The following is a 22,311-nucleotide window of genomic DNA, read 5'->3' on the forward strand; positions in this document are numbered from 1 at the left end:
GTCAGCCCTCGACCGGCCAGTTCAGGACCTCGGAGATACCGCGGCCCATGATCCATTCGAGCTCTTCGGGGGTGAAGTCCCAGTGCTTGGTGAACTGCTCGATGGTGTCGGTGTAGGTGATGCCGTGGCCGAGCAGGCGGGTGATGTCGGTGCCGTAGAAGCAGCGCTGCGGGCCCATCCGGTCGACCATCTCGCGCACGTACTTCTGGATGTTGTCGTTCGGGAAGGGCTGGGTGGAGTAGCCCGGGAGCGCCGACACCTTGACGTAGATGTTCGGGTGGACGTGCAGGTCGGCGGTCTCCTGGACCCAGTAGCCGATCGCGTCGTCCACGCAGCGGGCCATGATGCCCATGTGGTCGATGATGATCTTCAGCTCGGGGTGCCTGGCGGCGATCTCGCCCAGCTCGCGCTTCCAGATCGGGGCGTGGACCATGGTCGGGATGCCCAGTTCCTCGGCGAGAGGCCAGTACCAGTCGTTGGTGCCGTCGATCATCCAGTTGCGGTCCTGCGGCCGGTGGAAGGTGAGCCGGGTGCCCTTCACATGCGGGTTCTGGGCGAAGTCCGTGAGCATGGCCCTGCCCTCTTCGGGCTTGTTCTGCGGGATGCGGGCCATGATGCCGAAGCGGTCGGGGTGCGCCTCGCAGGCCTCCAGGGCGTAGTCGATGCGGTCGCCCTCCCAGGACGGCGGAAGGATCAGCGCCCGGTTCACGCCCGCCTCGTCCATCAGCTCCAGGGCCTCCTCGTACGAGAAGGGGTCCTCGCGGTGGCCGTTGAGGCGGATCCGCTCACGGGCGCCGGGCACCCAGGGGCGGTCCGGGGTCTCTTCCTTCCAGATGTGGATCTGCGTGTCGACGACGAACATGGCTCGAACTCTGCCTTTCGGAGGGGGTCTTGGGGTGGTGCGGAGGGAACGCTAGGCGGACGGCGAGGGCTTGCTAAGCCCTGGGAGCGCAAGCTGTAGTTGCGCGGATCCGCCCAGTTCAGGCGTCGCCGAAGACGGCGGCGGTGATGTGCTCGGCGATCGCCATGGAGGCCGTGGCGGCCGGCGAGGGGGCGTTGCGGACCGCCGTGATGCGGCCGACCCGGTGGATGCGGAAGTCGTCCACGAGCGTGCCGTCGCGGTCCAGCGCCTGGGCGCGTACGCCGGCTCCGCCGCGCACCACGTCCTTGGCGCCGACGCCGGGGACGTAGTGCTTGGCGTCCTTCATGAAGGCCGTCGCGGACAGGGAGCCGCGGTACTCCCTGATACCGGTCCGCCAGTGCTGGGCGGCCATCTTCCAGGAGCCGGGGTAGGCGGCGAGTCCGAGCAGGTCCCGGGGCGAGATCCGGCTCCGTCGGTAGCCCTCCCTGGCCAGGGCCAGGACCGCGTTGGGCCCGACCTCCACGGAGCCGTCGACGCGGGGCGTGAAGTGCACGCCGAGGAAGGGGTACCGCGGGTCCGGCACCGGGTAGATCAGCCCGCGGACCAGATGCGTCCGGTCCGGCCTGAGCAGCATGTACTCGCCGCGGAACGGGATGATGCGGGGTTCCTGCTTGTCCTGGGCGAGTTGGGCGACCGAGTCGGACTGCAGGCCGGCGCAGAGCACGAGCCGGTCCACACGGACCCGGTCCTGTCCCGAGGCCACCTCGATGCCGCCCGGTACACCGGTGATCGAGGTGACCGGAAAGCCCAGCCGTACCTCGCCGCCGGAGTCGGTCACGTCCTGCGCGAACTCCCTGGCGATCGCCGGGTAGTCGGTGATCGCGGTGCGCGGGGAGTGCAGGGCCGCGATGCCGCCGGCGTGCGGTTCCAGCTCTTTGATCTCCTCCTTGGAGATCTTCCGCAGGTCGGGCACGTGGTTGTTCCCGGCCCGCTCGTAGAGGTCGGCCATGCGCCCCAGCTCGTCCTCCCGGACGGCCACCACCAGCTTGCCGATCTCCTCGTACGGCAGCCGCCGGTCCTGGCAGTACTCGCGCAGCAGGGCGACCCCGCGCACGCACAGGTCGGCCTTGAGGCTGCCGGGTCTGTAGTAGATCCCGGCGTGCACGACGCCCGAGTTGTGGCCGGTCTGGTGCAGCGAGACCTCCCGCTCCTTCTCGAACACCACGACCCGGGTGCCGGGCCGGCGCAGCGCGATCTCGCGGGCCGTGGCCAGGCCCACGATGCCGGCGCCGACGATGCCGATGGTCTCGTCAGCCACGGGTCCGCTCCGGAGTGCCGAAGTCGATGGCCACCGTCTTCACGCGGGTGGAGAAGCGCAGCACCTCGTCGCCCTGCTCCTTGTAGGCCGTACCGGAGTCGCGGAACCCGCCGAAGGGCAGATGGACGTCCCAGCCGGTGGTCGTGGAGTTGACCGCCACCTGCCCGCACTCGGCCTCGTCGGCGAAGCGGTACGCGTTCCCCAGGTCGCGGGTGAAGACGGCGGCGGCGAGCCCGAAGCCGGAGTCGTTGACCGCCTCGACGGCCGCGTCGAAGCCGGCGACGGCCCGCAGGGCGAGGACCGGCCCGAAGACCTCCTCGCGCCAGATCGCCATCTCGGGTGTGATGCCGGCGAGGACGGTGGGCCGTACGTAGCAGCCGTGGACCCGCTCCCCCTCGGTGTCGGCGCCGCCGCCGGTGAGGACCGTGGCGCCCTGCTCGACCGCCCGGACCAGGTCGGCGAGGACGCTGTCGCGCTGTTTGCGGCTGGACACCGGGCACAGCGTGGTGGCCGGGTCGCGGCCCGGGCCGATCTTCAGCGCCCCGACCTCGGCGACGAGCAGCCCGACGAACTCGTCGTACACCGGCTGCTCGACGATCACCCGGCTGGTGGCGGTGCAGCGCTGCCCTGCCTGGCCGAAGGAGGCGGCCGCGACGGTCCTCGCGGCGAACGCCAGGTCGGCGTCGCGCAGCACGACGGAGGCGTTCTTTCCGCCGAGTTCGCCCTGGAAGCGGACGTTGCGGTCGGCGAGGCGGCGGCGGATGCGGTTGCCGACGGCGTTGGAGCCGGTGAAGGTGATGCCCGCGATCCGCGGGTCGTCGAGCAGCGCCTCCTCGATCTCGGCGGTGCGGCCGGTGACGACGTTCAGGACACTGGCCGGCAGACCCGCCTCGTGCAGGGCGCGGGCGAAGTGCAGCCCGGCGAGCGGGGTTTCGGTGGCCGGCTTGAAGACGGCGGCGTTGCCGGTGGCGAGCAGCGGGGTGAGCTTGCGGGCCGGGGTGATCAACGGGTCGTTCCAGGGGCTGATCACCAGGATCACGCCGATGGGCTCGCGCTGGGTGTGGGTACGGGTGTGGGGGCGGGCGTCGTGCAGCAGCGTGCCGTAGCCCTGGCGGGCCAGGCCCGCGTAGTAGTCAAGGAAGTCGGCCGCCTTCAGGGTCTCGCCGCGGGCCTCGGTCAGGGTCTTGCCGTTCTCGGCGGTGATGTCGGCGGCGATCTCCCCGGCCCGGGCGCGGATCAGCCGGGCGGCTTCGGTGAGGACGCGGGCCCGTTCGAAGGGGCTGGTGCGCTTCCAGACGGCGAAGCCGCGCTCGGCATGGTCGTAGGCGCGGGTGACGTCCTTGGGCGTGAGCGCCGGGACACGGGCGACAGGGGCGCGGACGTCGGAGGGATCGAGGACGTCGATCCACTCTCCGGTCGTGCCGGCCACCCACTCGCCGCCGGAGAGGGTTTCGAGGGTACGCATGGAGATCACTTCTCTCGTCGGCAGACATTGGTTTCGCGTCGCGCGCGCCGCTCGTCAGCGGATTCGTGCTGGAATCGGCGGGCCCACGACAGATATGAGATCCGGAGGGATGACATGGCCTTCACGGTCGTCGCTCACTACCACTGCGCCACCGCCGACGCGGACACGGTGCGGGAGGCGCTGCTGAAGATGCGCGCACTGACCCCGGCCGAGCCCGCGAACCTCGCCTACGAGGTCCATGCGGAGGTCGACCGGCCGGGGTCGTTCGTGCTGTACGAGCAGTACGCGGACCGTGCCGGCTTCGAGGCGCACAAGGCGACGGAGCACTTCGCCGAACTGATCGTGGAAACGGTGTTCCCGCTGCTCACCGAGCGGTCCGTCACCTTCGCCGAAGTGCTCTGACCCGGCTCAGAACTCGTTGCCCCAGCAGTAGCGGGCGACCGTCTCGACCAGGACCAGCTTGCGCCGCTGGTCCTCGGCGCCCAGCGACGGCCGGGCGGCCACGTCGGCGAAGCCCCGGGACGGGGACACGGCCATGTCCTCGATGTCCTTGTACTCGGCGGCCGTGTCGACGCGCGCCAACACCGCGTCGATGTCCTCCAGTTCGGGCACGGTCGCGTCCACGACCCCGAGGCACACGTCCCGGTCCTCGGGCAGCGCCCTCAGCAGCTCCAGCTCGGCGGCGGTCCCCTGGTCGTACGGGAGCACCCAGCGGTCGGCCGGGATCGCGTCGTACAGCCGCTCGGCCCGCGCCCGGTCCACCGAGGCCGGGGCCGCCCAGCCCGGCGCGACCCCGATGCGCACCCCGTCCGGGCGCTCGTCCAGCCGTACCGCCAGGGCGTCGACCGCGAGGGTGTCCGCGAAGGACAGTGCGCCCGTGTCGGTGGCCAACTGGTCGAGCAGCAGCGGGTTGTTGAGCTGGATGAGGCGCACGCCTCTGGAGATCAGCAGCTCGATCTCCGCGTGGATGATCTCGGCGAGGGCTTCGCCGAGTTCACGGGCCGAGGCGACACCCAGGCCGGGCGCGAAGGTGGTGGCGGCCAGGTAGGCGGGCGAGGGCAGCGAGGCCTTCGGCGCGATCACCGTGAGTTCGGTGAGCCGCTCGGCCCGGTCGGCGAGCAGCGGCCCGTTGGCCTTGGGGAGCGACTCGGCGACCCAGCGCACCAGGCCGTCGGCGTCGGTCTCCTCCGTGCGGCGGAAACCGGAGACACCGTCGAGGACGGCGCTGCGGAAGTCCTCGCGCGGGAAGTCGCCGTCGGTGACGACGGTGGAGCGCAGCTTGCGCTGGTAGCCCACCGCCTCCCGGACCGCCGTGTCCACGGACTCCGGATCGCCGGTCGACAGGCCTGCGGGCCGGACCAGGCTGCCGTGGTGGTCGATGCGGTAGTTGAACGTGTCGGCCATGGGTCACGCGTCCTTTCCGGCGGGCCTGCCCGTGACGCCCCAGGCCGCGAACTCCAGTTCGTAGCCGAGCGATTGGAGCACGTCCTCGGCGATCTGCTGGTCCTCGTCGGCGGTGCCGCCGGCGATGCCGAGCCCGCCGAGGATCTCGCCGTCCTTCTTGATGGTGACGCTGCCCTCGGTGGCCATGATCGGCAGTGCGGCACCGGGCAGTTGGGAGAGCTGGGCGAAGAACACCGGCTGGCTCTCCTGCCACTTCTTCAGCATCTTCCCGGGGCGCTGCATGATCGCCGCGGTGTACGCCTTGGCGCGGGCGATGTCCGGGGTGAGCGGGCGGGCTCCGTCGGCGCGGCGGATGGCGATCGGGAAGCCGCCGGCGTCCACCACCGCGATGCTCACCGCCTTCCCGATCAGCTGGGCGCGCTGGTGGGCGGCCTCGATGATCTCCTCGGCCGCGGCCAGGTTCAGGATGGTCATACGGCGTCCTTCGGTGCGGTGAGGGTGCGGCGCAGGTGGGCGATCGCCGCGTTGTACGGCCCCGGCGTCTCCCAGTACATGGAGTGCGGGGCGCCCGGGACGATCTCCAGGTGGGAGCCGGGGAGCAGTTCGTGGGCGCGGGTGACGGTCTTGACGCTGAGGACGGCGTCCTTCTCGCCCGCGAGGAAAGCGACCTTGACGCCGGAGGCCTGGATCTCCGCCAGGGACGGCCCGTTGGTGTCGAGGTTGCGCAGGTCCTGCATCCTGGCGGCGTTGAAGGTGCCCATCTGCTGGAACAGGAAGGTGAGATCGGCGCGCTCGCGCTGGAACGGCTTGGTGAGCAGCCGGTCGATCACGGGCAGCTTGACGGCCTCGGCGCGGTCGGCGGCGGCCAGTTCCCTCAGCTCGGGGTGGCTGATGCCGCCCAGGGAGTGGCCGAGGACCACGGAGGAGACGCGCTCGGGGCGCAGCAGGCCGGCGCGGAGCGCGGCGACGGAGCCGATGGACTGGCCGACCAGCATCACGTCGGTGATGTCCTCCTGGTCGAGGACGGCGACGACGTCACCGGGGAAGTCCTGGCCGTCGAACTCGTCCATCGACGAGTCGGACCTGCCGAAGCCGCGCAGGTCCACGGTGACCACCGTGAACTCCTCGCGCAGTGCGGCCACTTGCTGCCACCAGGCGGCGTGGTGTCCGCCGCTGCCGTGCACGAACAGGATGGCCGGTCCGCTGCCGTGGCGCTCGTAGTAGATGGAGGTGCCGTCGGAGTCGGCAATGGGCATTGGGTGAACTCCCGTGGGTGAGCGCTCAGTTGGGGCGGCGACCGTGGAAGACCAGCTCGATCATGGTGTGGTCGGGGTCGTGGATGTAGCAGAACTTCGACTGGTTCTCGGGGCGTTCGATGGGCCGGGTGTGCCGGATGCCCAGCTTCTTGAGGTGGGCGAGGAAGTCGTCCCAGTCGTCGACCTCCACGGCGAAGTGGTAGGGCGCCATGCGCTCCATCTCCTCCACCGGGGTGAAGTGCAGGTCGAAATTGCCTCGGGTCATCAGCACCACACGGGTGTTGGACTTCGGGGTGATCCGCTTCATCCCGAAGACCTCGGCGTACCAGGCGGCGGTCCGGTCGGGGTCGGTGGTGGGGAAGTTGACGTGGTGGATGTAGCGGGGTTCCGCGCTCATGATGGGTTCCCTTCGAGGTGTACGGGGTTGGACAGCACGCCGATGCCGCTGATCTCGACGTCCACGGTGTCGCCGGGCTCGATCTGGCAGGTGGACTCGGCGCCCATCCACAGCACGTCGCCGGGGTGCAGGGTGCTGTGCCGGGTGACCGCGACGATGTGGTCGAAGGGGTCGAAGACCATGTCGCCGGTCGGGAACGAGGCACGGATCTCGCCGTTCACGCGCAGCGTCGTCGTCTGGGCCAGCGCCTCGACGTCGGTCTCGATCCAGGGGCCCATGGGCTTGAACGTGTCGCTGTTCTTGCTGCGCCAGAACGTGCGGTCCTGGTGCTGCCAGGTGCGGGCGCTGACGTCGTTGCCGATGGTCCAGCCGAACACGGACCTCCGGGCCTCCTCGTACGACGCGTGGCGGGTCGTGCGGCCGATCACGGCGACGAGTTCGGGTTCGGCCTCGAACCGTCCGACCACCTCTGCCGGTCTGACGATCGGCGAACGGTGGCCGGTGAGCGCGTTGTTGGCGCGGTAGCCGACCTCGGGACGGTCCGGCGTGGCGGCACCGGCGTGCGCGATGTGGCGCGGGTAGTTCATGCCGACGGCGTAGAACACGGGCGGTACGACGGGCGGCAGCCAGACGGCCCCGGCGACCGGGAGCATGCCGATGACGTCGGGTTCGCCGTGCAGGGGTGAGCCGGACAGCAGCTCGACGTCCCGCTCCCCCACCCGGCCCCAGACCGCACGGCCGCCGACGGAGATGCGCGCGTATCTCATGGCGTCAGCAGGTGGGAGACGCGCTTGGTGACCAGGTAGGCGTCGAGGGCCTCGGGTCCGCCCTCGCGGCCGTAGCCGCTGTCCTTGACGCCGCCGGAGGGTGCCTCGTGGACGGAGCCGCCGCAGTGGTTGAGGGAGAGGATGCCGGCCTCCAGGCCGTCGGAGAGCTTCTCGGCGGTGGCGGCCGACCGGGTGAAGCCGTAGGCGGCCAGCCCGTAGGGCAGAGCGTTGGCGGTGGCCAGGGCCTCGTCGAGGTCGGTGAAGGGCACGATCGGCGCGAGCGGCCCGAACGGTTCCTCGGTCATCAGCTCCGCGTCGGCCGGTACGTCGGTGAGGACGGTCGGCGCGAAGAAGTGGCCGGGGCGGTCCAGGCGTCGGCCGCCGGTGCGCACGGTGGCTCCGCGGCTCACCGCGTCGGAGGTCAGCCGCTCGACCGCGCGCAGCCGGCGCTCGTTGGCGAGCGGGCCCATGGTGGTCCCCGGTTCCAGGCCGTCGCCGACCACGACCGCCTCGGCGGCCTTCACGAACTCGGCGGTGAAGTCCTCGATCAGACTCTCGTGGACGAGGAAGCGGCTGGGCGAGGTGCACACCTGGCCCGCGTTGAAGAACTTGGCCCGGGCGGCCCGGCGGGCGGCCTGGCCCGGGTCGGCGTCGGCGCACACCAGGACCGGGGCGTGGCCGCCCAGTTCCATCAGGGACGGCTTCATGACCCGGCCGGCCTCGGCCGCCAGGAGCTTGCCCACGGGAACGGAGCCGGTGAAGGCGACCAGCCGGGTGACCGGCGAGGCGATGAGGTGGGCGGAGACGTCGGCAGGCTCGCCGAAGACGAGGTTGAGTACCCCGGCCGGCAGACCCGCGTCCGCGTAGCACCGCACCAGGGCGGCGGCGGTGGCCGGGGTCTCCTCGGACGCCTTGATGACGAGGGAGCAGCCGGCCGAAAGGGCTGCGGAGATCTTCCGGTTGGGTCCGCCCACCGGGAAGTTCCACGGGACGAAGGCGGCGACGGGACCGATGGGCTCACGCCGGACGGTGAGTACGGTGCCCGGCGCCGAGGGGATGATGCGGCCGTACGCGCGGCGGGCGTCGTCGGCGTGCCAGCGCAGGGTGTCGGCGGTGCGGCGGGCCTCGCCGGTCGATTCCGCGAGGGGCTTGCCCTGCTCCAGGGTCATGACGCGGCCGATCTCGGCGGCGCGTGCGGAGATCAGGTCGGCGGCTGCGTGCAGCATCGCGGTGCGCTTGGCGATCGAGGTCGCGCGCCACACCTCGAACCCCTCGGCGGCGGCTTCCAGGGCGCGGTCGAGGTCGTCCGCGGTGGCCAGGGGTACGGCGCCGATCACCTCTTCGGTGGCCGGGTTCACGATGGGGGCGGTCTGTCCGGTGCCGCCCTGGCACCACTCGCCCGCGATGTACATGCGGACGGCGGGGTAGCCGTGGTCGGTGGTCATGTGGGTGGGTGCCCTCTCAGGGTCGGGACGAGGTCGGGACTTCCCGGTCGCGGTGGGTGCGCAGGGCCCAGATGTGGTGCGGCGGGGTCGTCTCATGGACCCGGGTCTCGTAGGTGTCGTCGACCCGGTCCATGTCGGCGGCGTACTCGACGCGGCCGCCGCACGGGGCGTGCAGGAAGCGGAAGACGTTGGAGCCGATGGTGTGGCGGCCGAGCCTGCGGGCCTCCCGCCAGCCGCGGTCGATCATGTGGTTGCCGCCCTCCACCACGTCGTCGAAGCCGGGGACCTCGTAGGCGATGTGGTTGACGCCGGCCTGGTCGGGGCGGTGGCAGAGCAGCATGGTGTGCTGGTCGTCGTCGCCGGGTGCCTGCAGGAAGACGCCCATGGGCTCGACCACGTCGGTCGGGCGGAAGCCGAGCCGGTCGGTGTAGAAGGCGACCGCTTCCTCGCGCCCCTGTTTGGGGATGTTCAGGGCGACGTGGCACATGCGCAGGGGGCGTACCCGGGTGATCGCCTCCAGCGGGGTGTTCCACCGGCGCACGCTGCCCAGCGCGTTGGCGGGCCGCGGTGTGACGGGCGCGGGCCGGGGACGGGCGAGGGCCAGGCCGACACCGAAGCCGGTCTCGTCCACGGTGTGGTGGACGCCGTCGGCGCTCTCGCGGGTCTCGCGGTCGGCAACCGCGGCCACCAGCCGCTCCAGCTCCTGTGGGGTGTCGACACCCCACACCACCTCGCGCAGGGTGGGCCCGGACTCCACCGGGGGCGGCAGCAGCGGTCCGGGAAGGGTGTCCAGGTGAAGGGTCTGCCCGGTCAGTGTCTCGAAGACGGCGTGCTCGTCGGTCCGTTCCAGGAGGAACAGTCCGAAGTCGTCGAAGAAACGCACGCATTCGTCGAGATCGTCGATGCTGTAGGTGACCGATTCGATTCTCTGGATTCCCATGGATTCCTCGCTTCCGGGTCGCTTCGTGAGCGTAGGTTTCCGGGCACGGCTGTCTCAATGATTCGAGCCTTGCGAACTGTGCAATCGTTTCTTGCGGTTACGGCCGGATCGCGGGAATGGGATTCTGCGCGAACCATTCGGCGAGGAAGTCCAGGAACACACTGATCTTGCGCGGGGTGTCCTGCCCGGGGCCGTAGATCGCGTACAGGGGCCGGTCGGGCACCGCGAGTTCGGGCAGCAGGACCTGCAGCGCACCCGAGACGAGGTCGTCGTAGGCCGGGCGCTGCGGCAGCAGGGCGATGCCGCGCCCGTGCACGGCCGCCTTCTGCAGGGCGAGGTAGGAGTTGGACGAGAAGGCGATGTTCCGGATCTTGTGCAGGGTGCTGGCGTGGCCGTGCCCGATCCGCCACACCGGGTCGTTCACGTGCACCAGGCAGTCATGGGCGGCGATGTCGTTGGGGTGGGCGAGCGCGCCGTGGCGCTCGATGTAGTCCGCGGACGCGCACAGCACGAACGGCAGCGAGGCGATCTTCTTCAGCCGGACGCTGGAATCCCGTAGGTCACGGGTGTGGAACGCCACGTCGAATCCGCTGTCCAGGAAATCGTAGGTACGGTCCGACATTCCGCCGAGTTCGAAGCGGACCTGGATTTTCGGGTGGGCGGCGGAAAAGGCGGCTATGGCGTCCCCGAGGTCGAGGCTGCCTATCCATTTGGGGCAGATGACGCTGAGGGTGCCCTCGGCGCGGTCGTGGAGCTGGGCGATGCCGGCGTCCTCGGCGTCGATCTCGTCCAGGATGCGGGCGGCGAAGGCGGCATAGCGCCGGCCCGGTTCGGTGAGGCTCACCGAGCGTGCGGTGCGGTTGACCAGGCGGACGCCGATCTGCCGTTCCAGTTCGGCCACGTGTCGTGACACCAGCGAGCCGGACGAGCCCAGCTTCTTGGCGGCTCCGCTGAAGCTGCCCACCTGGGCGACGGTGACGAAGCTGTGCATGAGGAGCAAGCGATCCATGGTTCCTCCGAAAAGCTGCTCCTACTTGGGGCAGTACTGCGGTGCCGCGCTCAGGTTGTCCTTGGTGACCAACACAAGAGGAATGTTGGCAATCTTGTCAACACCTTGTTTCGCATCGAGGAGCGCGATCGCGTTCTTCACCGCGGTGTCGCCGATGGTCTTGGCCGAGTTGGCGACCGTGGCGGAGAACGCGCCGCTCTTGACCGCGGCCACGCCCTCGTCGGTGCCGTTCACCGTGACGATCTTGACGTTCCTGTGGCCTGCGGCGTCGAAGGCCTTGCGGACGGCGAAGGCCATCTCCTCGTTGGCGACGAAGGCGTAGTCCAGGCCGGGATGCGCCTCGATCATGTTCTGGGCGACGTCCTGGGCCTTGGCGGGGTTGAACATGCCAGGCTGGTCGGCAACCACCTTCGCGCTCGTGGGAAGGGCGCCCTTGAAGCCGTTCACGAGCAGGTCGGAGGCGGCGCCCGGGGCACCGGCGACGATGCCGACCTCGACCTTCCCGGATCCGGCGTCCTCGGCGATCCAGCCGGCGTCCAGACTGCCGACCTTGCCGAGGTCCACGACGGCGGCGCCGAGGATGTCGTTCACGTCGCTGGTGGACACGGAGGTGAGGTAGATCGGGACCTTGGCCGCCTTGGCCTTGGCTATGTCGCCCTTGAGCGAGTCGACGTTGACCGTCTGGACGATCAGCGCGCTCACATCGCGGGAGATCATGTCCTCGATGTTGGACGTCTCGGTCCCCGCGTTCTGGTGGGAGTTGGCGGTGTAGACCTTCGCGTTCTCGGCCTTCGCGGTCTGCTCGACGGCCTTCTGGAGACAGGTGTGGAAGCTGGTGTCACCGCCGTTGACGAATCCGAGGGTGACATCGCCGGAACCGGAGCCGTTGCTGTCGCAGCCGCTCAGCACGAGGGCAGTGGTGGCGAGACCGGCGAACAGCGTGCTGCGGGAGCGGGCGGAAACTCTCATGGCGGACGGCCTTTCGGTGCGGGTTGTGAACAAGTGGGTTTGTGGACCAGTCGGCTTGTGGACCAGTCGGTTTGTGGACGGAGAAGTTCAGCGACGGGCCGAGCGGGCCTTGTGCATCTCGTTCGCGACAGCCGCGACGAGCAGCACCGCCCCGACCGAGACCGGCTGGTAATTGCTGGAGAAGTCCAGGAGGTTGAGGGCGTTGGCCACCACGCCGAGGAGCACCAGGCCGAGGGCGGTGCCGATGACGGTGCCGTGCCCGCCGGCCAGCGAGGTGCCGCCGATGACGACCGCGGCGACCACAGCCAGCTGGAGGGAGAGCCCGGCGGTGCTGCCGGGGCTGCTGGAGCCGAGCCGGGCCAGCAGCATCACGCCGGCGAGTCCGGAGAGCAGGCCGGTGAGGCCGTACAGCGTCAGTTTGCGGGCGGTGACGTCGATTCCGCTGAGCCGGGCGACGTGCTCGTTGCCGCCGATCGCGAAGGCGTCGCGGCCGAACACCGTGAACCGCATGGCCAGACCCGTCGCCAGGAGGACGAGGACGGCGACCACGAGCAGGTAGGGCACGCCGAGCACCTTGTCGTTGCCGAAGGTGAACAGGTGCTGTCCGACGGAGAGGGTGTTGCCGTCGTGCACCAGTAGCGCCACGCCGTCGAGCAGGGTCGCCGAGGCCAGGGTGACGACGAACGGCGCCACGTTGGTGAAGGTCACGACCAGCCCGTTGACCAGCCCGATGGCCGTGCCCAGCAGCAGCGCGACGACGACCGCGTACGGCGTGGCGTGCCCGTGGGCGATCAGCCGGGCGGCGACGGCTGCGGTGACCGCGACGTTGCTGCCCATGGAGAAGTCCATGCCACCGGCGGTCATCAGCAGGGTGAGGCCTGCGGCGAGTACGGCGTTGACGCTGATCTGGCCGAGGATGTTGAGGATGTTCCGGTCGGTGGCGAAGGTGTCGCTCCGCACGGCGGTGAAGACCACGACGACGGCCAGGACGGCGATGAGACCGGCGTGCGGTACGCCCCGCGGGGTGAACCGGCGCCTGGGCGGGTCGGTCACCGCGGGTGCTTCGGGAAGTGTCTTGACGCTCACTGGGGTTGTCCTCCGAGGGCGGTGGCGACCAGCTCGTCGCGGGTGATGTCGGTGACGGCGTGCTCGGCGACCGTCCGGCCGGCGCTGACCACGAGGACCCGGTCGGCCAGCCGTACGACCTCCTCGGCGGAGGAGGAGGCGAGCAGGACGGCCGTACCGCGCGCGGCGAGGTCGTCGACGAGGGCGTGGATGTCGGCCATGGCGGCGATGTCGACGCCGTTGGTGGGGTCCTCCAGGAAGCAGGCGACCGGCTCGGTCTGCAGCCACTTGGCGAGCAGCACCTTCTGCTGGTTGCCGCCGGACAGGGCGCCGACCGGCGGGTTTCCGGCGAGGGAGACCACCCCGTAGGTGTGGCGCAGCGGGGCGGCGCGGCGGGCGAGGTCGCGGGCGCGGTGGAGGCGGCGACGGGTGAAGCGGTCGCCGGCCAGCATCAGGTTCTCGTCCACGGACAGGCCGGGGATCAGGCCGAGGGTTCTGCGGTCGCCGGTGACGCAGCGCAGTCCGCCGGCGAGCGAGGCGGGGATCCGGCCGAAGGGCACGGGGGTTCCGTCGACGCGGAGTTCGCCGGATTCGGGCCGGCGGCGGCCGGAGAGCAGGTCGAACAGGCGGGACTGGGCGTCCCCGGCCGGCCCCAGTACGGCGACGATCTCGCCCTTGCGGACCTCGACGGAGAAGTCGCGGACGGCCCGGCCGTCGCACAGGCCGCGCACGGACAGGCCGATCTCGTCCTTGGGGGTGGGGCGTTCGGCCCGCCGGGACACCACGTCCCGGCCGGTCATGGCGCGGACCAGCGCGGCCGGGTCGAGGTCGGCGGCCGGGGCGGTGCGTACGACCGTTCCGTCGCGCAGGACGGTGAGCCGGTCGGCGACGGCCATGACCTCGTCTATGTAGTGCGAGATGTAGACGACGGCGACGCCCTCGTCGCGCAGGGTGCGCACCAGGGCTCGGACGCGGTTCGCGTCCCGGGCGCTCAGGCAGGCGGTCGGCTCGTCCAGGATCAGGATCCGGCCGCCGCGGCGGACCTCGCGGGCCACCTCGACGATGGTCTGCTCGGCGACGGTGAGCGAGCCTGCGGTGCGCTCGACGTCGATGTCGATGCCGAGCGAGGACAGCGCCCGTCGCGCCTCCTCCCGCACCGTCTTCCAGTGCACGGTACGGCCGCGGGTGGGCAGGTCGCCGAGCAGGACGTTCTCGGCGACGGTCAGGCCCATGGCCAGTTCGCGGCGCTGGGGCACCGAGGCGATGCCGAGGCGGCGGGCCCGGCGCACGGTCAGTCCGTGCTGGGCCTGCCCGTCGACCTCGATGGTGCCGCCGTCGGCCTGGTGCACCCCGGACAGGATCTGGACGAGCGTCGACTTGCCGGCGCCGTTCATGCCCATCAGTGCGTGGATCTCGCCCGGGTACAGGTCGAGGTCGACTCCTTTGAGGGCGGCGGCCCCGCCGAAGCTCTTGGTGACGGCGCGGACGCGCACGACCGGAGTCACGGCCGGTCGCCGTCGGGGGCCACGCGTCCGTAGCCGCGGATGTCCGGGAAGGGGGGCTCCTTGTCGGCCTGCAGGTCCACCTGGAAGGTGTTCAGGCACATGCCGAGCATCGTGAAGTTGCCGAGCGCGCCGATGGTGTCCACCAGGCCCTTGGCGCCGAAGTGCGCGAGTGCGGCGGCGAAGGTCTCGTCGCTGACGAAGTGTTCCTCCAACACCTCCCGGCAGAACCGGTAGAAGGCCTGGTCCCGCTCATTGTCGAAGACAGCCTCCCGCTTCTCGGCGATGGCCTGCACGGCGGCCTCGGGAATTCCGGCCTCGATCGCCTGGTGCACATGGGCGTTCCAGGAGTACTGGGCGTCCCAGTTGCGGGCGGCCATCAGCAGGGTCAGCTCGCGCAGGTGCCCGGGGAGGCTGCAGTCGAAGCGGGCGAAGGCGCCGAGGGACTCGGCCCGCTCGCACATCTCGGGGCTGTGCAGCCAGACCCGGAAGGGACCGCGGACGGCACCCCGGCGGCCGGCGATCCGGGCGGCCAGCTCCTGCTGGCGCGCAGTCATTTTCTCTTCGCTGAGAACGGGGAGCCTCATCTTCCCGGTACCTGCCTTTTCTTTCCGGCGCGTTACGGGCACGGGTCGTCAGCCGTGCGGTGCCAGGTGAAGGTACAGCCGCGTCCGAAAAGCTCACCCGTCTCGGAATGCAAGGTAAAACTGCACGCCGGAGGCCTCCCGTTCACCGGACGGCGACCTAACGTCGTCCGGCATGACCACCATCATCAAGGCCGCGTCCGTGCCCCTGCTCGACCGCGGCGGGGCCGTCGTGACGACCCCGTTGATCACCACGCCGTCGGCCGGCGGGGAGAACCGGATCACCAGCGGGATGAGCGTGTATCCGGTGGGCTCCGGTGCGCCCCTTCACTCGCACAACTGCGACGAGCACGTGACCGTCCTGGAGGGTGAGGCCGAGGTGTGGGTGGACGGCGAGGTGACGAGGCTGGACCGGTTCGACACCACCTACATCCCGTCACCCCTCCCCCATCTGTTCCGCAATGTGGGTGACACCCCGCTGCGGATCCTGTGGGTGTACTCCTCGGGGCACGTCACCCGGACGTTCACGGAGACGGGCAGGACGGTGGAACACCTGTCGGCTCAGGACCAGATGGGCTGAGCCGCGAGGCGGCGCCCGTCCCCGGGAACGTCCCCGGCGTCCCACGGGACGTGGGAACGGCATCGTGACGGTCCGTCACGGCAACGCTGGCTGTTGTGATCACGGTTCGTGGTCACGAACGACAGCCGGAGGTTTCCATGATCCGACGGACTCTCAAGAGCGGGGTGCTGGCCATCGTCGCGGTGCTCGCGTTCCTGCCCACGGCGGCCGGGGCCGCCTCGGCGAGCGCGACCACCACTCCACGCCCGGCCCCCAGCGCCACGGCCCAGCACTCCACGCACCACACCAAGCACCACCGCCACCACGCCAAGCGCAGCATCCACCGCGTCCACCACCGTCGGTACCGCACGCGTCACATCCACCACCTCGTCGCTCCGGGAGTGGCACGGGCGGTCGCACAGGGCATGTCGTACCGCCGCACCCTGCCCGTCCTCGGCCGCGTCTCCACGCACCGCCTCCGGCTGAACGTCCGCTCCGGCCCGGGCACCAACTACCGGGTGATCGGGCACCGGCACACGCACCGGCTGCTGACGCTCCGCTGCAAGACGTACGGCTCCGGGGTGTACGGCAACCACGTCTGGTACCGGCTCCCGCACCACCGGGGCTACGTCTCCGCCCGCTACGTCCGCACCGGACGCACCGCCGTCCCGTGGTGCTGACGACCACGCACACCCGCACCTCCTGACCGTCGAAGGCCTGCTCGGGAACCCCCTTCTCCCGAACAGGCCTTCGGCGTGCACACGCCTCACCCTCCTCATACCTCATCAGGTGTTGCGGACCCCGATCTCCTGGGAAGCCATTCCGACAACAGGGGCGAAAGCGCCCATAGCGGAATGGGAGTCGAGGGACGCACGATGCGGCATCCCCAAGAACCGACCACGCCGGACGAGCCACTGGTGGTGAGACTGCGCGAACTGAAGGACGGTACGGGACTGAGCCTGGCGGCACTGGCCGCCCGCACCCCGTACAGCAAGTCGGCCTGGCACCGCTATCTGACCGGCACCAAACGGCCCCCGTGGGCCGCGGTGGAGGCGCTCAGCCGACTGGCCGGCGCCGATCCCGCAGCCGTGAAGGCCCTGTGGGAGGCGGCCGAGGAGCCGCCCGCGCCGAGTCCGCCGGAGCAGGCGGGCCGGTCCCGCTCGCGATGGCTCCCGCTCTCGGCGCTCGCGCTGCTCGGCACGGCCGCCGCGCTGGCCGCCACGGTCACCGTGTCCAGCCGGCAGGGCTCCCCCGCTCCCACCGCGCAGACCCTCCTGACCGTGCCGCGCTGCCACGCGCGCTCCTGCCAGGGCCAGTTGCCCGACGCGTCGGTGTGCGCCCGGGACGCGCAGACCAAGAGCACGGTCACCGACACCGACTACGACGTCCGGCTGCGCTACTCCCCCGGCTGCGGCACCGCGTGGTCGGAGGTACGGGTGCGCACCCCGATGGCGCGGGAGGTGTCGGTGCGGGCCGGGCAGGACGTGCTGTCGGCGAGCTATCCCGCGAACGAGTCCGCCGCGGACACCAGCCCGATGCTCGCCGTCCGCTCACCCAAGGGCGTGGAGGCGTGTGCCGAGGTGGGCGGGAAGCTGGCGTGCACGGGTCTGGACGTGGAGCCGCCCGGCGAGTGAGGGGACGGCGGTGCCGCACCCGGGATCCGGGCGCGGCACCGTGCCGGTCACTGGGCGGCGATGAGCTGCTGTTCTGCACCGCTGCGCTCCGGGCGCCGGGCCGAGCGCAGGGCCGCGAGGCCGATGAAGACCATCGACGACACACCGGCCAGGGCGAAGGCGGTGAAGCCCCAGTCGCCGTTGCCGGCGGCGAGCAGCTGACCCCCGAGCCAGGGGCCGAAGACGGCGCCGAAGCGGCCCATGCCGGAGGTCCAGCCGACGGCGGTGGCGCGGCCGGCCGGGGTGGAGCGGATGGAGACGGTCGCGTAGATCATCGTCTGGGCGCTGTTGAGGAACACGCCGGTGAGGAAGACGACCAGGAAGGTCACGCCCAGCGGCATGCGGACGCTGAGCAGGAAGACCCCGGCGGCGGTGAGCGCGAACCAGAGAGCGGAGATGCGCGGGGCGCCGAAGCGGTCGGCGGCGCGGCCCGCGACCAGCATGCCGACGATGCCACCGAGGTTGAAGAGGACCACGAAGGTCAGCGCGGAGCCGAGGTTGTAGCCCTCACCGCGCATCAGGGTGGGCAGCCAGGTGGCGACGCCGTAGACGAGGAGGAGTCCGCCGAAGGAGGCCAGCCAGTAGAGCAGGGTCTGCAGCCACTCGCCGCCGCGGAACAGGTCGATCAGGGCGTCCCAGCGGTCGGCGGAGGTCTTCTTGCCGGCCGCGGCGGGCAGCTCGACCTCGTAGCGGTCGGCCAGCGCGCGGGCCTCCTCGGTGCGGCCCTTGGCGACCAGGAAGCTCAGCGACTCGGGCATCACCTTGGCGAGCACCGGGACGAAGAGCAGCGGGAGCACGCAGACCCAGAACGCGGAGCGCCAGCCGACGGGCTCCACGAGCCACTTGGCCACGTAGGCGGAGAGGATGCCGCCGGCGTGGTGGGCGGTCATCAGCGCGCCGATGGTCAGGGCGCCGCGGCCACCTCTGGCGTAGTCGGAGACCATGCTGATCGCGGTGGGCAGCAGACCGCCGAGGCCGACACCGGCCAGGGTCCGGCCGAGGCCGAAGACCGTGACGCTGTCGGCTATCGCGCACACGCCGGAGGCCAGCGAGAACAGCGTGACGCAGGCGACCATCAGCTTCTTGCGGCCGATCCGGTCGGCGACCGTGCCCGCCGTCAGGGCGCCCACCAGCATGCCGAAGGTGGCGTAGCTGCCGAGGTCGCCGGCCCGGTCGGGGGTGAGGCCGAAGGTCTTGGTCGCCAGCAGGTGGGGCAGCACCGAGCCGTAGATGAACATGTCGAGGCCGTCGAAGAGGACGGCGAGCCAGCACAGACCGACGACCAGCAGCGCGAGTCTGCTGCCGCGAGCGGAGGGGGCGAGGGAGGAGGACATCTTTGTTTTCCTCTCGTCCAGGAGGCGTTCCCTGGAGGGGATCAGTGAGTGGGGCAGACGCTAAGGACCCACCACGTCAACGTCAACATTTTTGTCAACAATCTCATCGACAATGAGCCGTCGACGTGGGGACGCGGGCGTCGGCGGTCAGCCCACCGGCGGTGTGCCGTGGGTGTGGAAGGACGCGATGGTCTGCAGCCCCCAGGCCTGCCCCTTGGCCCGCTCGGCCTCGGTCCAGGTGACGAGCGGCCAGTCCGGGGCCAGCACGAGCCGGGTGAGCGGGTTGCACAGCTCGATGCGGTTGCCGCCGGGCTCGTAGACGTAGAGGAAGAACGTCTGCTGGATGGCGTGCTTGTGCGGGCCGGTCTCGATGAAGACGCCGGTGTCGATCGCGAGGTCGGCGGCGCGCAGGATGTCCTCACGGGTGTCCGTCGCGAAGGCGATGTGGTGCAGCCGGCCGGTCGAGCCCGTCCAGTCCTCCGTGTACACGACGTCGTACGACTTGTTCGTGAAGGTCAGCCAGCGGGCCGCGATCCGCCCGGTGTCGAGCCTGATCTGCTCGGTGGGCCGGGCGCCGAGCACGTGTTCCTGGAACTCGGCGCTGGCGAGCACGTCGGCGGCGAGGAAGTTGACGTGGTCGAGCCGCCGTACGCCCACGCCCCGGTTGGGCTTGGCCTGCGGCTGGTTCTTCAGCGCCGGTTTCAGCTCGTCGGGGGCCTGGTAGTGCTCGCTCTCCCAGTACAGGGCGTGTTCGTGTCCGTCCGGGTCGGTCGTGACGTACAGCGCGCCGAGGCCGGGTTCGTCCTCGGCCCACCGTCCCTTGCCGCCCGCCGCCTCGATCGCCCTGATACGGCGGTGGAGGGCCTCCTCGCCGGAGGTGCGCAGGGCGAGCCGGCCGAGGCCGGGCCGGTCCCGGGCGGTGAGGACGAGGCTGTGGTGCTCGTAGTCGTCGAAGGTGCGCAGATAGACGGTGTCGCCGTCCTCCCCGTTGACCGTGAGCCCCAGGTAGTCGGTGACGAAGGCGACACTGGCGTCCAGGTCCGGGGTGAACAGCTCGACGTGGCCGATATGGGCGATGTCACCGAGCGGCGGAGCCATCGTTGCCTCCAAGGGGGTGTACGGGTGCGGCGGTGGCGGCACGTGGAAAGACGATGCCGTCGATGATCTTTCGGGCCGTGCGGACGACGGCGGTACGACGCGCCGTGGGCGGGGAAGCGGCCGTATCGACGGCCGTCTCGATGTCCAGGAAGCCGGTGGGGTGCTCGATGCGGACACGGTCGCCACGCTCGGGCGGCCGGGCGATCCCCTCCCCCACCCCGCCGGGCAGCCTGAGCCCGGCCGCCACACTCGCGGCGCCGAGCACGCCGATGGAGGTGTGGCAGCGCACGGGGATGAAGGTGCGGGTGGTGACCGCGCCGCCGGTCCGGGGCGGGGCCAGCAGCGTGAGCTTGGGGACGGTGGCGGTCTCGACGTCACCGAGCCCCATCAGCCGACCCGCCGCCAGCCGGATCTCATGGAGACGGTCGGCGAGCGCCAGGTCCTCCTCCAGGTCCTTGGGTTCCTCGTATCCGGTGACCTTCAGCGCGGTCGCCGGGATGAGCACGGTCGGCATCCCGTTGTCCACGCAGGTCACTTCGGTACCGGCGACGGTGTCGCGGACGCGGCCCGTGGGCAGCAGCGGAGTGCCCGAGGGCGGGAACTCGATCACCACGGGGGCCGCGGTGCCGGGCACGCCCGAGATCTCGGCGTCCCCGGTGTAGTCCACGCGCCCGCCCGGGGTGGGGAAGGTGGCGATCGCCCGCTCCCCCGTGTTGAGCATGCGGATGCGTACGGAGGTCTCGCCGTCGCCGGGGGCCACGAGCCCCCGCTCGACCGCGAACGGGCCGACACCGGCGAGGATGTTCCCGCAGTTCTGACGGTCACTCACCTCAGCTCGGTCCACGGCCACTTGGAGGAAGAGGTAGTCCACGTCGGCGTCGGGGGCGTCGGACGCGGAGACGACAGCCACCTTGCTGGTGAGCGGGTGGGCGCCGCCGAGCCCGTCGATCTGGCGCGGGTCGGGGCTGCCCATGATCCGCAGCAGCAGGTCGTCGCGGGCGGCCGGGTCGGCGGGCAGGTCCTCGGCCAGGAGGTAGGCGCCCTTGGAGGTGCCGCCGCGCATCAGCATGCAGCGCACCTCCGTGGGCCCGCTCACGCCCCGGCTCCGTCCCGGACATGGTCCTCGTACGGGGTGTACGTGACGCCCAGTCGGGCGAGCTTCTCTCGCAGCCCGTAGCGGTCCAGGCCGAGTTGACCCTCGACGAAGGCGGCGCGGGAGGCGGCCTCCTTGGCCTCGCGGGCCTCGGACGCCGCGGCGGCCTCGCGGGCCTTCTCGCGCGGCACGACCACGACTCCGTCGTCGTCGGCGAGGATCACGTCACCGGGCCTGATCAGCTGACCGCCGACGGCCACGGGTACGTTGACCGAGCCGCCGGTCGCCTTCACGGTGCCCTGCGCCGAGACGGCCGCCGACCAGGCGGGGAAGCCGAGTTCGCGCAGCTCCTGGGTGTCACGGATGCCGGCGTCGATGACCAGGCCGCGCACACCGCGCCGCTTCAGCGCGGTGGCGAACAGCTCGCCGAACATGCCGTCGGTGGAGGGCGAGGTGGTGGTGACGACCAGCAGGTCGCCCGCGCCGCACTGCTCGACGGCCGCGTGGATCATGAGGTTGTCGCCGGGCCAGGACAGCACGGTGACCGCGGTGCCCGCGACCCGGGTGCCCTGCTGGATCGGGCGCAGCCGCGCCGGGAGCAGTCCGGTGCGGCCCATGGCCTCGTGCACGGTGGCCACGCCGTACCCGGCGAGGGCCTCGACGTCCTCGGCGTCGGCCTTGGGCGGGTCGGTGACGATCACGCCGCTCATACCAGCTCCTTGGTGACCTGCGGGTAGGGGCGCATGTAGGCCTCGGCCATGGTCTTGTGCGGCAGGCCGAGGTTGGGGCCCGCGTTGCGCTTGAGCTGGACGCCGCGGCGGACGGCGAGGTCGGTGTAGTAGTCCCACAGGTGCTGCTGGGCGCCGAGGCACTCCATCGCCTTGCGCTTGGTCTCCCACACCTCGGTGATGTCGAGCAGGACTTCGGGCCGGAAGCCGCTCATCTCGGGCTGGTGGGGCTCGAAGTAGAAGACGGGCGGGGCGCCGATGATCTCGCCGGGTCCGGGGTACCCGATGGCCTGGGCGAGGACACGGGCCTCCAGAGCCATGCGGTTGGCGGCCGGGTGGTCGCCGTTGTAGGGGTCCTCGACCGGGTGGGTGAGCACGACGTCGGGCTGGGTCTCGCGGAAGACGGCGACGAGTTGGTCGGTCAGCTCGGCGCCGGCCACGAGCGGGTAGTCGCCGGCGTCGAAGAAGCGGACCTCGGCGCCGAGGGTGGCGGCGGCCTGCTCGGCCTCCGCTCGGCGTATCGCCTTGATCTCCTCCAGGCTCTTCCCCTCGCGCCACGCCTTGGCGGACTCGCCTCGCTCGCCGAAGGTGAGGCACGCGATGGTGACCTTCTCCCCGCGGGCGGCGGCCAGGGCGATGGCTCCGCCGGCGCGCCACACGAAGTCCCCGGCGTGCGCGGTGACGACCAGGTTCGAACGTGGTGGGGTGGGGGGCACGGGCGCGTGGGCGTGCGTCATTGCGGAAATCTCCCTTTTCAGGCTCGGTTCACCGCAGGGGTGTGCCCCTGCGGTGCCCTTGCCTCGATGGACAGGTGCGCGCCCGCCCCGCGTCCCGCGCGCGGCG

At 70.9% G+C, this 22,311-nt stretch carries 24 protein-coding genes; 4 read left to right on the forward strand and 20 right to left on the reverse strand.

What is annotated here, in order from left to right; genetic code table 11:
- Position 1: 1 nt before the first annotated feature.
- From BEK98_RS42525 to BEK98_RS42535, 3 genes are all read right to left on the reverse strand, one after another.
- Entirely contained in the window at positions 2-862 is an 861-nt protein-coding gene (locus BEK98_RS42525) for an amidohydrolase family protein (protein ID WP_094222170.1), read from the reverse strand.
- Between the two features lie 118 nt (positions 863-980).
- The gene (lhgO, locus tag BEK98_RS42530) at positions 981-2,180 is read right to left on the reverse strand and encodes an L-2-hydroxyglutarate oxidase (RefSeq protein ID WP_094222171.1); all 1,200 of its coding nucleotides are present in this window, start codon (positions 2,178-2,180) and stop codon (positions 981-983) included.
- Positions 2,173-3,645: an aldehyde dehydrogenase family protein gene (locus BEK98_RS42535; protein WP_208643380.1), complete on the reverse strand. Its 1,473-nt coding sequence runs from the start codon at positions 3,643-3,645 to the stop codon at positions 2,173-2,175. Before BEK98_RS42535 ends, lhgO begins: the two co-directional genes overlap by 8 nt.
- Before the next feature lie 114 nt (positions 3,646-3,759).
- On the opposite strand from BEK98_RS42535, the gene BEK98_RS42540 reads away from it, so the two are divergent.
- Positions 3,760-4,047: a putative quinol monooxygenase gene (locus BEK98_RS42540; protein ID WP_094222173.1), complete on the forward strand. Its 288-nt coding sequence runs from the start codon at positions 3,760-3,762 to the stop codon at positions 4,045-4,047.
- A 6-nt stretch (positions 4,048-4,053) separates the two neighbouring features.
- Here BEK98_RS42540 and BEK98_RS42545 read toward each other — a convergent pair whose 3' ends face one another.
- The 12 genes from BEK98_RS42545 to BEK98_RS42600 all read right to left on the reverse strand — a co-directional run bounded on the left by BEK98_RS42545 (position 4,054) and on the right by BEK98_RS42600 (position 14,956).
- On the reverse strand, positions 4,054-5,049 hold the full coding sequence (locus BEK98_RS42545; protein WP_094222174.1) for a uroporphyrinogen decarboxylase/cobalamine-independent methonine synthase family protein: 996 nt from the start codon (positions 5,047-5,049) through the stop codon (positions 4,054-4,056).
- A gap of 3 nt (positions 5,050-5,052) precedes the next feature.
- Positions 5,053-5,523 carry a GlcG/HbpS family heme-binding protein gene (locus BEK98_RS42550; RefSeq protein ID WP_094222175.1) on the reverse strand — a complete coding sequence of 157 codons (471 nt, stop codon included), beginning with the start codon at positions 5,521-5,523 and terminating at the stop codon, positions 5,053-5,055.
- On the reverse strand, positions 5,520-6,305 hold the full coding sequence (locus BEK98_RS42555; RefSeq protein ID WP_094222176.1) for an alpha/beta fold hydrolase: 786 nt from the start codon (positions 6,303-6,305) through the stop codon (positions 5,520-5,522). Before BEK98_RS42555 ends, BEK98_RS42550 begins: the two co-directional genes overlap by 4 nt.
- A 25-nt stretch (positions 6,306-6,330) precedes the next feature.
- Entirely contained in the window at positions 6,331-6,702 is a 372-nt protein-coding gene (locus BEK98_RS42560; protein WP_094222177.1) for a VOC family protein, read from the reverse strand.
- Entirely contained in the window at positions 6,699-7,469 is a 771-nt protein-coding gene (locus tag BEK98_RS42565) for a fumarylacetoacetate hydrolase family protein (protein ID WP_094222178.1), read from the reverse strand. The genes BEK98_RS42560 and BEK98_RS42565 overlap by 4 nt, the downstream gene beginning before the upstream one ends.
- The gene (locus tag BEK98_RS42570; protein ID WP_094222179.1) at positions 7,466-8,914 is read right to left on the reverse strand and encodes an NAD-dependent succinate-semialdehyde dehydrogenase; all 1,449 of its coding nucleotides are present in this window, start codon (positions 8,912-8,914) and stop codon (positions 7,466-7,468) included. The genes BEK98_RS42565 and BEK98_RS42570 overlap by 4 nt, the downstream gene beginning before the upstream one ends.
- 16 nt (positions 8,915-8,930) lie before the next feature.
- Positions 8,931-9,854: a VOC family protein gene (locus BEK98_RS42575; protein WP_094222180.1), complete on the reverse strand. Its 924-nt coding sequence runs from the start codon at positions 9,852-9,854 to the stop codon at positions 8,931-8,933.
- Between the two features lie 97 nt (positions 9,855-9,951).
- Positions 9,952-10,863: a LysR family transcriptional regulator gene (locus tag BEK98_RS42580; protein ID WP_094222181.1), complete on the reverse strand. Its 912-nt coding sequence runs from the start codon at positions 10,861-10,863 to the stop codon at positions 9,952-9,954.
- A gap of 21 nt (positions 10,864-10,884) precedes the next feature.
- Complete coding sequence (locus tag BEK98_RS42585; RefSeq protein ID WP_094222182.1) at positions 10,885-11,832, reverse strand: sugar ABC transporter substrate-binding protein; 948 nt, start codon at positions 11,830-11,832, stop codon at positions 10,885-10,887.
- A gap of 87 nt (positions 11,833-11,919) precedes the next feature.
- Positions 11,920-12,918 carry an ABC transporter permease gene (locus BEK98_RS42590; RefSeq protein ID WP_094222183.1) on the reverse strand — a complete coding sequence of 333 codons (999 nt, stop codon included), beginning with the start codon at positions 12,916-12,918 and terminating at the stop codon, positions 11,920-11,922.
- Positions 12,915-14,402 (reverse strand): sugar ABC transporter ATP-binding protein, encoded by a 1,488-nt coding sequence (locus BEK98_RS42595; RefSeq protein WP_094222184.1) that lies wholly within the window; start codon positions 14,400-14,402, stop codon positions 12,915-12,917. Before BEK98_RS42595 ends, BEK98_RS42590 begins: the two co-directional genes overlap by 4 nt.
- Entirely contained in the window at positions 14,399-14,956 is a 558-nt protein-coding gene (locus tag BEK98_RS42600) for a carboxymuconolactone decarboxylase family protein (protein ID WP_094222185.1), read from the reverse strand. Before BEK98_RS42600 ends, BEK98_RS42595 begins: the two co-directional genes overlap by 4 nt.
- A 202-nt stretch (positions 14,957-15,158) precedes the next feature.
- Between BEK98_RS42600 and BEK98_RS42605 the strand changes: the two genes are divergently transcribed.
- The 3 genes from BEK98_RS42605 to BEK98_RS49300 all read left to right on the forward strand — a co-directional run bounded on the left by BEK98_RS42605 (position 15,159) and on the right by BEK98_RS49300 (position 17,176).
- Entirely contained in the window at positions 15,159-15,563 is a 405-nt protein-coding gene (locus tag BEK98_RS42605; RefSeq protein WP_094222186.1) for a cupin domain-containing protein, read from the forward strand.
- A 137-nt stretch (positions 15,564-15,700) separates the two neighbouring features.
- The gene (locus BEK98_RS42610; RefSeq protein WP_094222187.1) at positions 15,701-16,222 is read left to right on the forward strand and encodes a hypothetical protein; all 522 of its coding nucleotides are present in this window, start codon (positions 15,701-15,703) and stop codon (positions 16,220-16,222) included.
- Between the two features lie 195 nt (positions 16,223-16,417).
- Positions 16,418-17,176 (forward strand): helix-turn-helix domain-containing protein, encoded by a 759-nt coding sequence (locus BEK98_RS49300; RefSeq protein ID WP_167444395.1) that lies wholly within the window; start codon positions 16,418-16,420, stop codon positions 17,174-17,176.
- A 47-nt stretch (positions 17,177-17,223) separates the two neighbouring features.
- On the opposite strand, the gene BEK98_RS42620 is transcribed toward BEK98_RS49300, so the two are convergent.
- The 5 genes from BEK98_RS42620 to BEK98_RS42640 all read right to left on the reverse strand — a co-directional run bounded on the left by BEK98_RS42620 (position 17,224) and on the right by BEK98_RS42640 (position 22,205).
- The gene (locus tag BEK98_RS42620; protein WP_094222188.1) at positions 17,224-18,549 is read right to left on the reverse strand and encodes an MFS transporter; all 1,326 of its coding nucleotides are present in this window, start codon (positions 18,547-18,549) and stop codon (positions 17,224-17,226) included.
- A gap of 147 nt (positions 18,550-18,696) precedes the next feature.
- Complete coding sequence (locus BEK98_RS42625) at positions 18,697-19,647, reverse strand: VOC family protein (protein ID WP_094222189.1); 951 nt, start codon at positions 19,645-19,647, stop codon at positions 18,697-18,699.
- The gene (locus BEK98_RS42630; protein WP_094222190.1) at positions 19,628-20,743 is read right to left on the reverse strand and encodes a 4-oxalomesaconate tautomerase; all 1,116 of its coding nucleotides are present in this window, start codon (positions 20,741-20,743) and stop codon (positions 19,628-19,630) included. Before BEK98_RS42630 ends, BEK98_RS42625 begins: the two co-directional genes overlap by 20 nt.
- The gene (locus tag BEK98_RS42635; protein WP_094222191.1) at positions 20,740-21,450 is read right to left on the reverse strand and encodes a 4-carboxy-4-hydroxy-2-oxoadipate aldolase/oxaloacetate decarboxylase; all 711 of its coding nucleotides are present in this window, start codon (positions 21,448-21,450) and stop codon (positions 20,740-20,742) included. Before BEK98_RS42635 ends, BEK98_RS42630 begins: the two co-directional genes overlap by 4 nt.
- Complete coding sequence (locus BEK98_RS42640; RefSeq protein ID WP_094222192.1) at positions 21,447-22,205, reverse strand: PIG-L deacetylase family protein; 759 nt, start codon at positions 22,203-22,205, stop codon at positions 21,447-21,449. Before BEK98_RS42640 ends, BEK98_RS42635 begins: the two co-directional genes overlap by 4 nt.
- Positions 22,206-22,311 lie beyond the last annotated feature (106 nt).

The organism is Streptomyces diastatochromogenes, from assembly GCF_002242805.1.
Taxonomy (GTDB): domain Bacteria; phylum Actinomycetota; class Actinomycetes; order Streptomycetales; family Streptomycetaceae; genus Streptomyces; species Streptomyces diastatochromogenes.

What these genes read in the sequence shown, in the direction of transcription:
- BEK98_RS42525 (WP_094222170.1), bottom strand. Translation starts at nt 862, where the DNA reads ATGTTCGTCGTCGACACGCAGATCCACATCTGGAAGGAAGAGACCCCG.
- BEK98_RS42535 (WP_208643380.1), bottom strand. Translation starts at nt 3,645, where the DNA reads ATGCGTACCCTCGAAACCCTCTCCGGCGGCGAGTGGGTGGCCGGCACG.
- BEK98_RS42540 (WP_094222173.1), top strand. Translation starts at nt 3,760, where the DNA reads ATGGCCTTCACGGTCGTCGCTCACTACCACTGCGCCACCGCCGACGCG.
- BEK98_RS42545 (WP_094222174.1), bottom strand. Translation starts at nt 5,049, where the DNA reads ATGGCCGACACGTTCAACTACCGCATCGACCACCACGGCAGCCTGGTC.
- BEK98_RS42550 (WP_094222175.1), bottom strand. Translation starts at nt 5,523, where the DNA reads ATGACCATCCTGAACCTGGCCGCGGCCGAGGAGATCATCGAGGCCGCC.
- BEK98_RS42555 (WP_094222176.1), bottom strand. Translation starts at nt 6,305, where the DNA reads ATGCCCATTGCCGACTCCGACGGCACCTCCATCTACTACGAGCGCCAC.
- BEK98_RS42560 (WP_094222177.1), bottom strand. Translation starts at nt 6,702, where the DNA reads ATGAGCGCGGAACCCCGCTACATCCACCACGTCAACTTCCCCACCACC.
- BEK98_RS42565 (WP_094222178.1), bottom strand. Translation starts at nt 7,469, where the DNA reads ATGAGATACGCGCGCATCTCCGTCGGCGGCCGTGCGGTCTGGGGCCGG.
- BEK98_RS42570 (WP_094222179.1), bottom strand. Translation starts at nt 8,914, where the DNA reads ATGACCACCGACCACGGCTACCCCGCCGTCCGCATGTACATCGCGGGC.
- BEK98_RS42575 (WP_094222180.1), bottom strand. Translation starts at nt 9,854, where the DNA reads ATGGGAATCCAGAGAATCGAATCGGTCACCTACAGCATCGACGATCTC.
- BEK98_RS42580 (WP_094222181.1), bottom strand. Translation starts at nt 10,863, where the DNA reads ATGGATCGCTTGCTCCTCATGCACAGCTTCGTCACCGTCGCCCAGGTG.
- BEK98_RS42585 (WP_094222182.1), bottom strand. Translation starts at nt 11,832, where the DNA reads ATGAGAGTTTCCGCCCGCTCCCGCAGCACGCTGTTCGCCGGTCTCGCC.
- BEK98_RS42600 (WP_094222185.1), bottom strand. Translation starts at nt 14,956, where the DNA reads ATGACTGCGCGCCAGCAGGAGCTGGCCGCCCGGATCGCCGGCCGCCGG.
- BEK98_RS42605 (WP_094222186.1), top strand. Translation starts at nt 15,159, where the DNA reads ATGACCACCATCATCAAGGCCGCGTCCGTGCCCCTGCTCGACCGCGGC.
- BEK98_RS42610 (WP_094222187.1), top strand. Translation starts at nt 15,701, where the DNA reads ATGATCCGACGGACTCTCAAGAGCGGGGTGCTGGCCATCGTCGCGGTG.
- BEK98_RS49300 (WP_167444395.1), top strand. Translation starts at nt 16,418, where the DNA reads ATGCGGCATCCCCAAGAACCGACCACGCCGGACGAGCCACTGGTGGTG.
- BEK98_RS42620 (WP_094222188.1), bottom strand. Translation starts at nt 18,549, where the DNA reads ATGTCCTCCTCCCTCGCCCCCTCCGCTCGCGGCAGCAGACTCGCGCTG.
- BEK98_RS42625 (WP_094222189.1), bottom strand. Translation starts at nt 19,647, where the DNA reads ATGGCTCCGCCGCTCGGTGACATCGCCCATATCGGCCACGTCGAGCTG.
- BEK98_RS42635 (WP_094222191.1), bottom strand. Translation starts at nt 21,450, where the DNA reads ATGAGCGGCGTGATCGTCACCGACCCGCCCAAGGCCGACGCCGAGGAC.
- BEK98_RS42640 (WP_094222192.1), bottom strand. Translation starts at nt 22,205, where the DNA reads ATGACGCACGCCCACGCGCCCGTGCCCCCCACCCCACCACGTTCGAAC.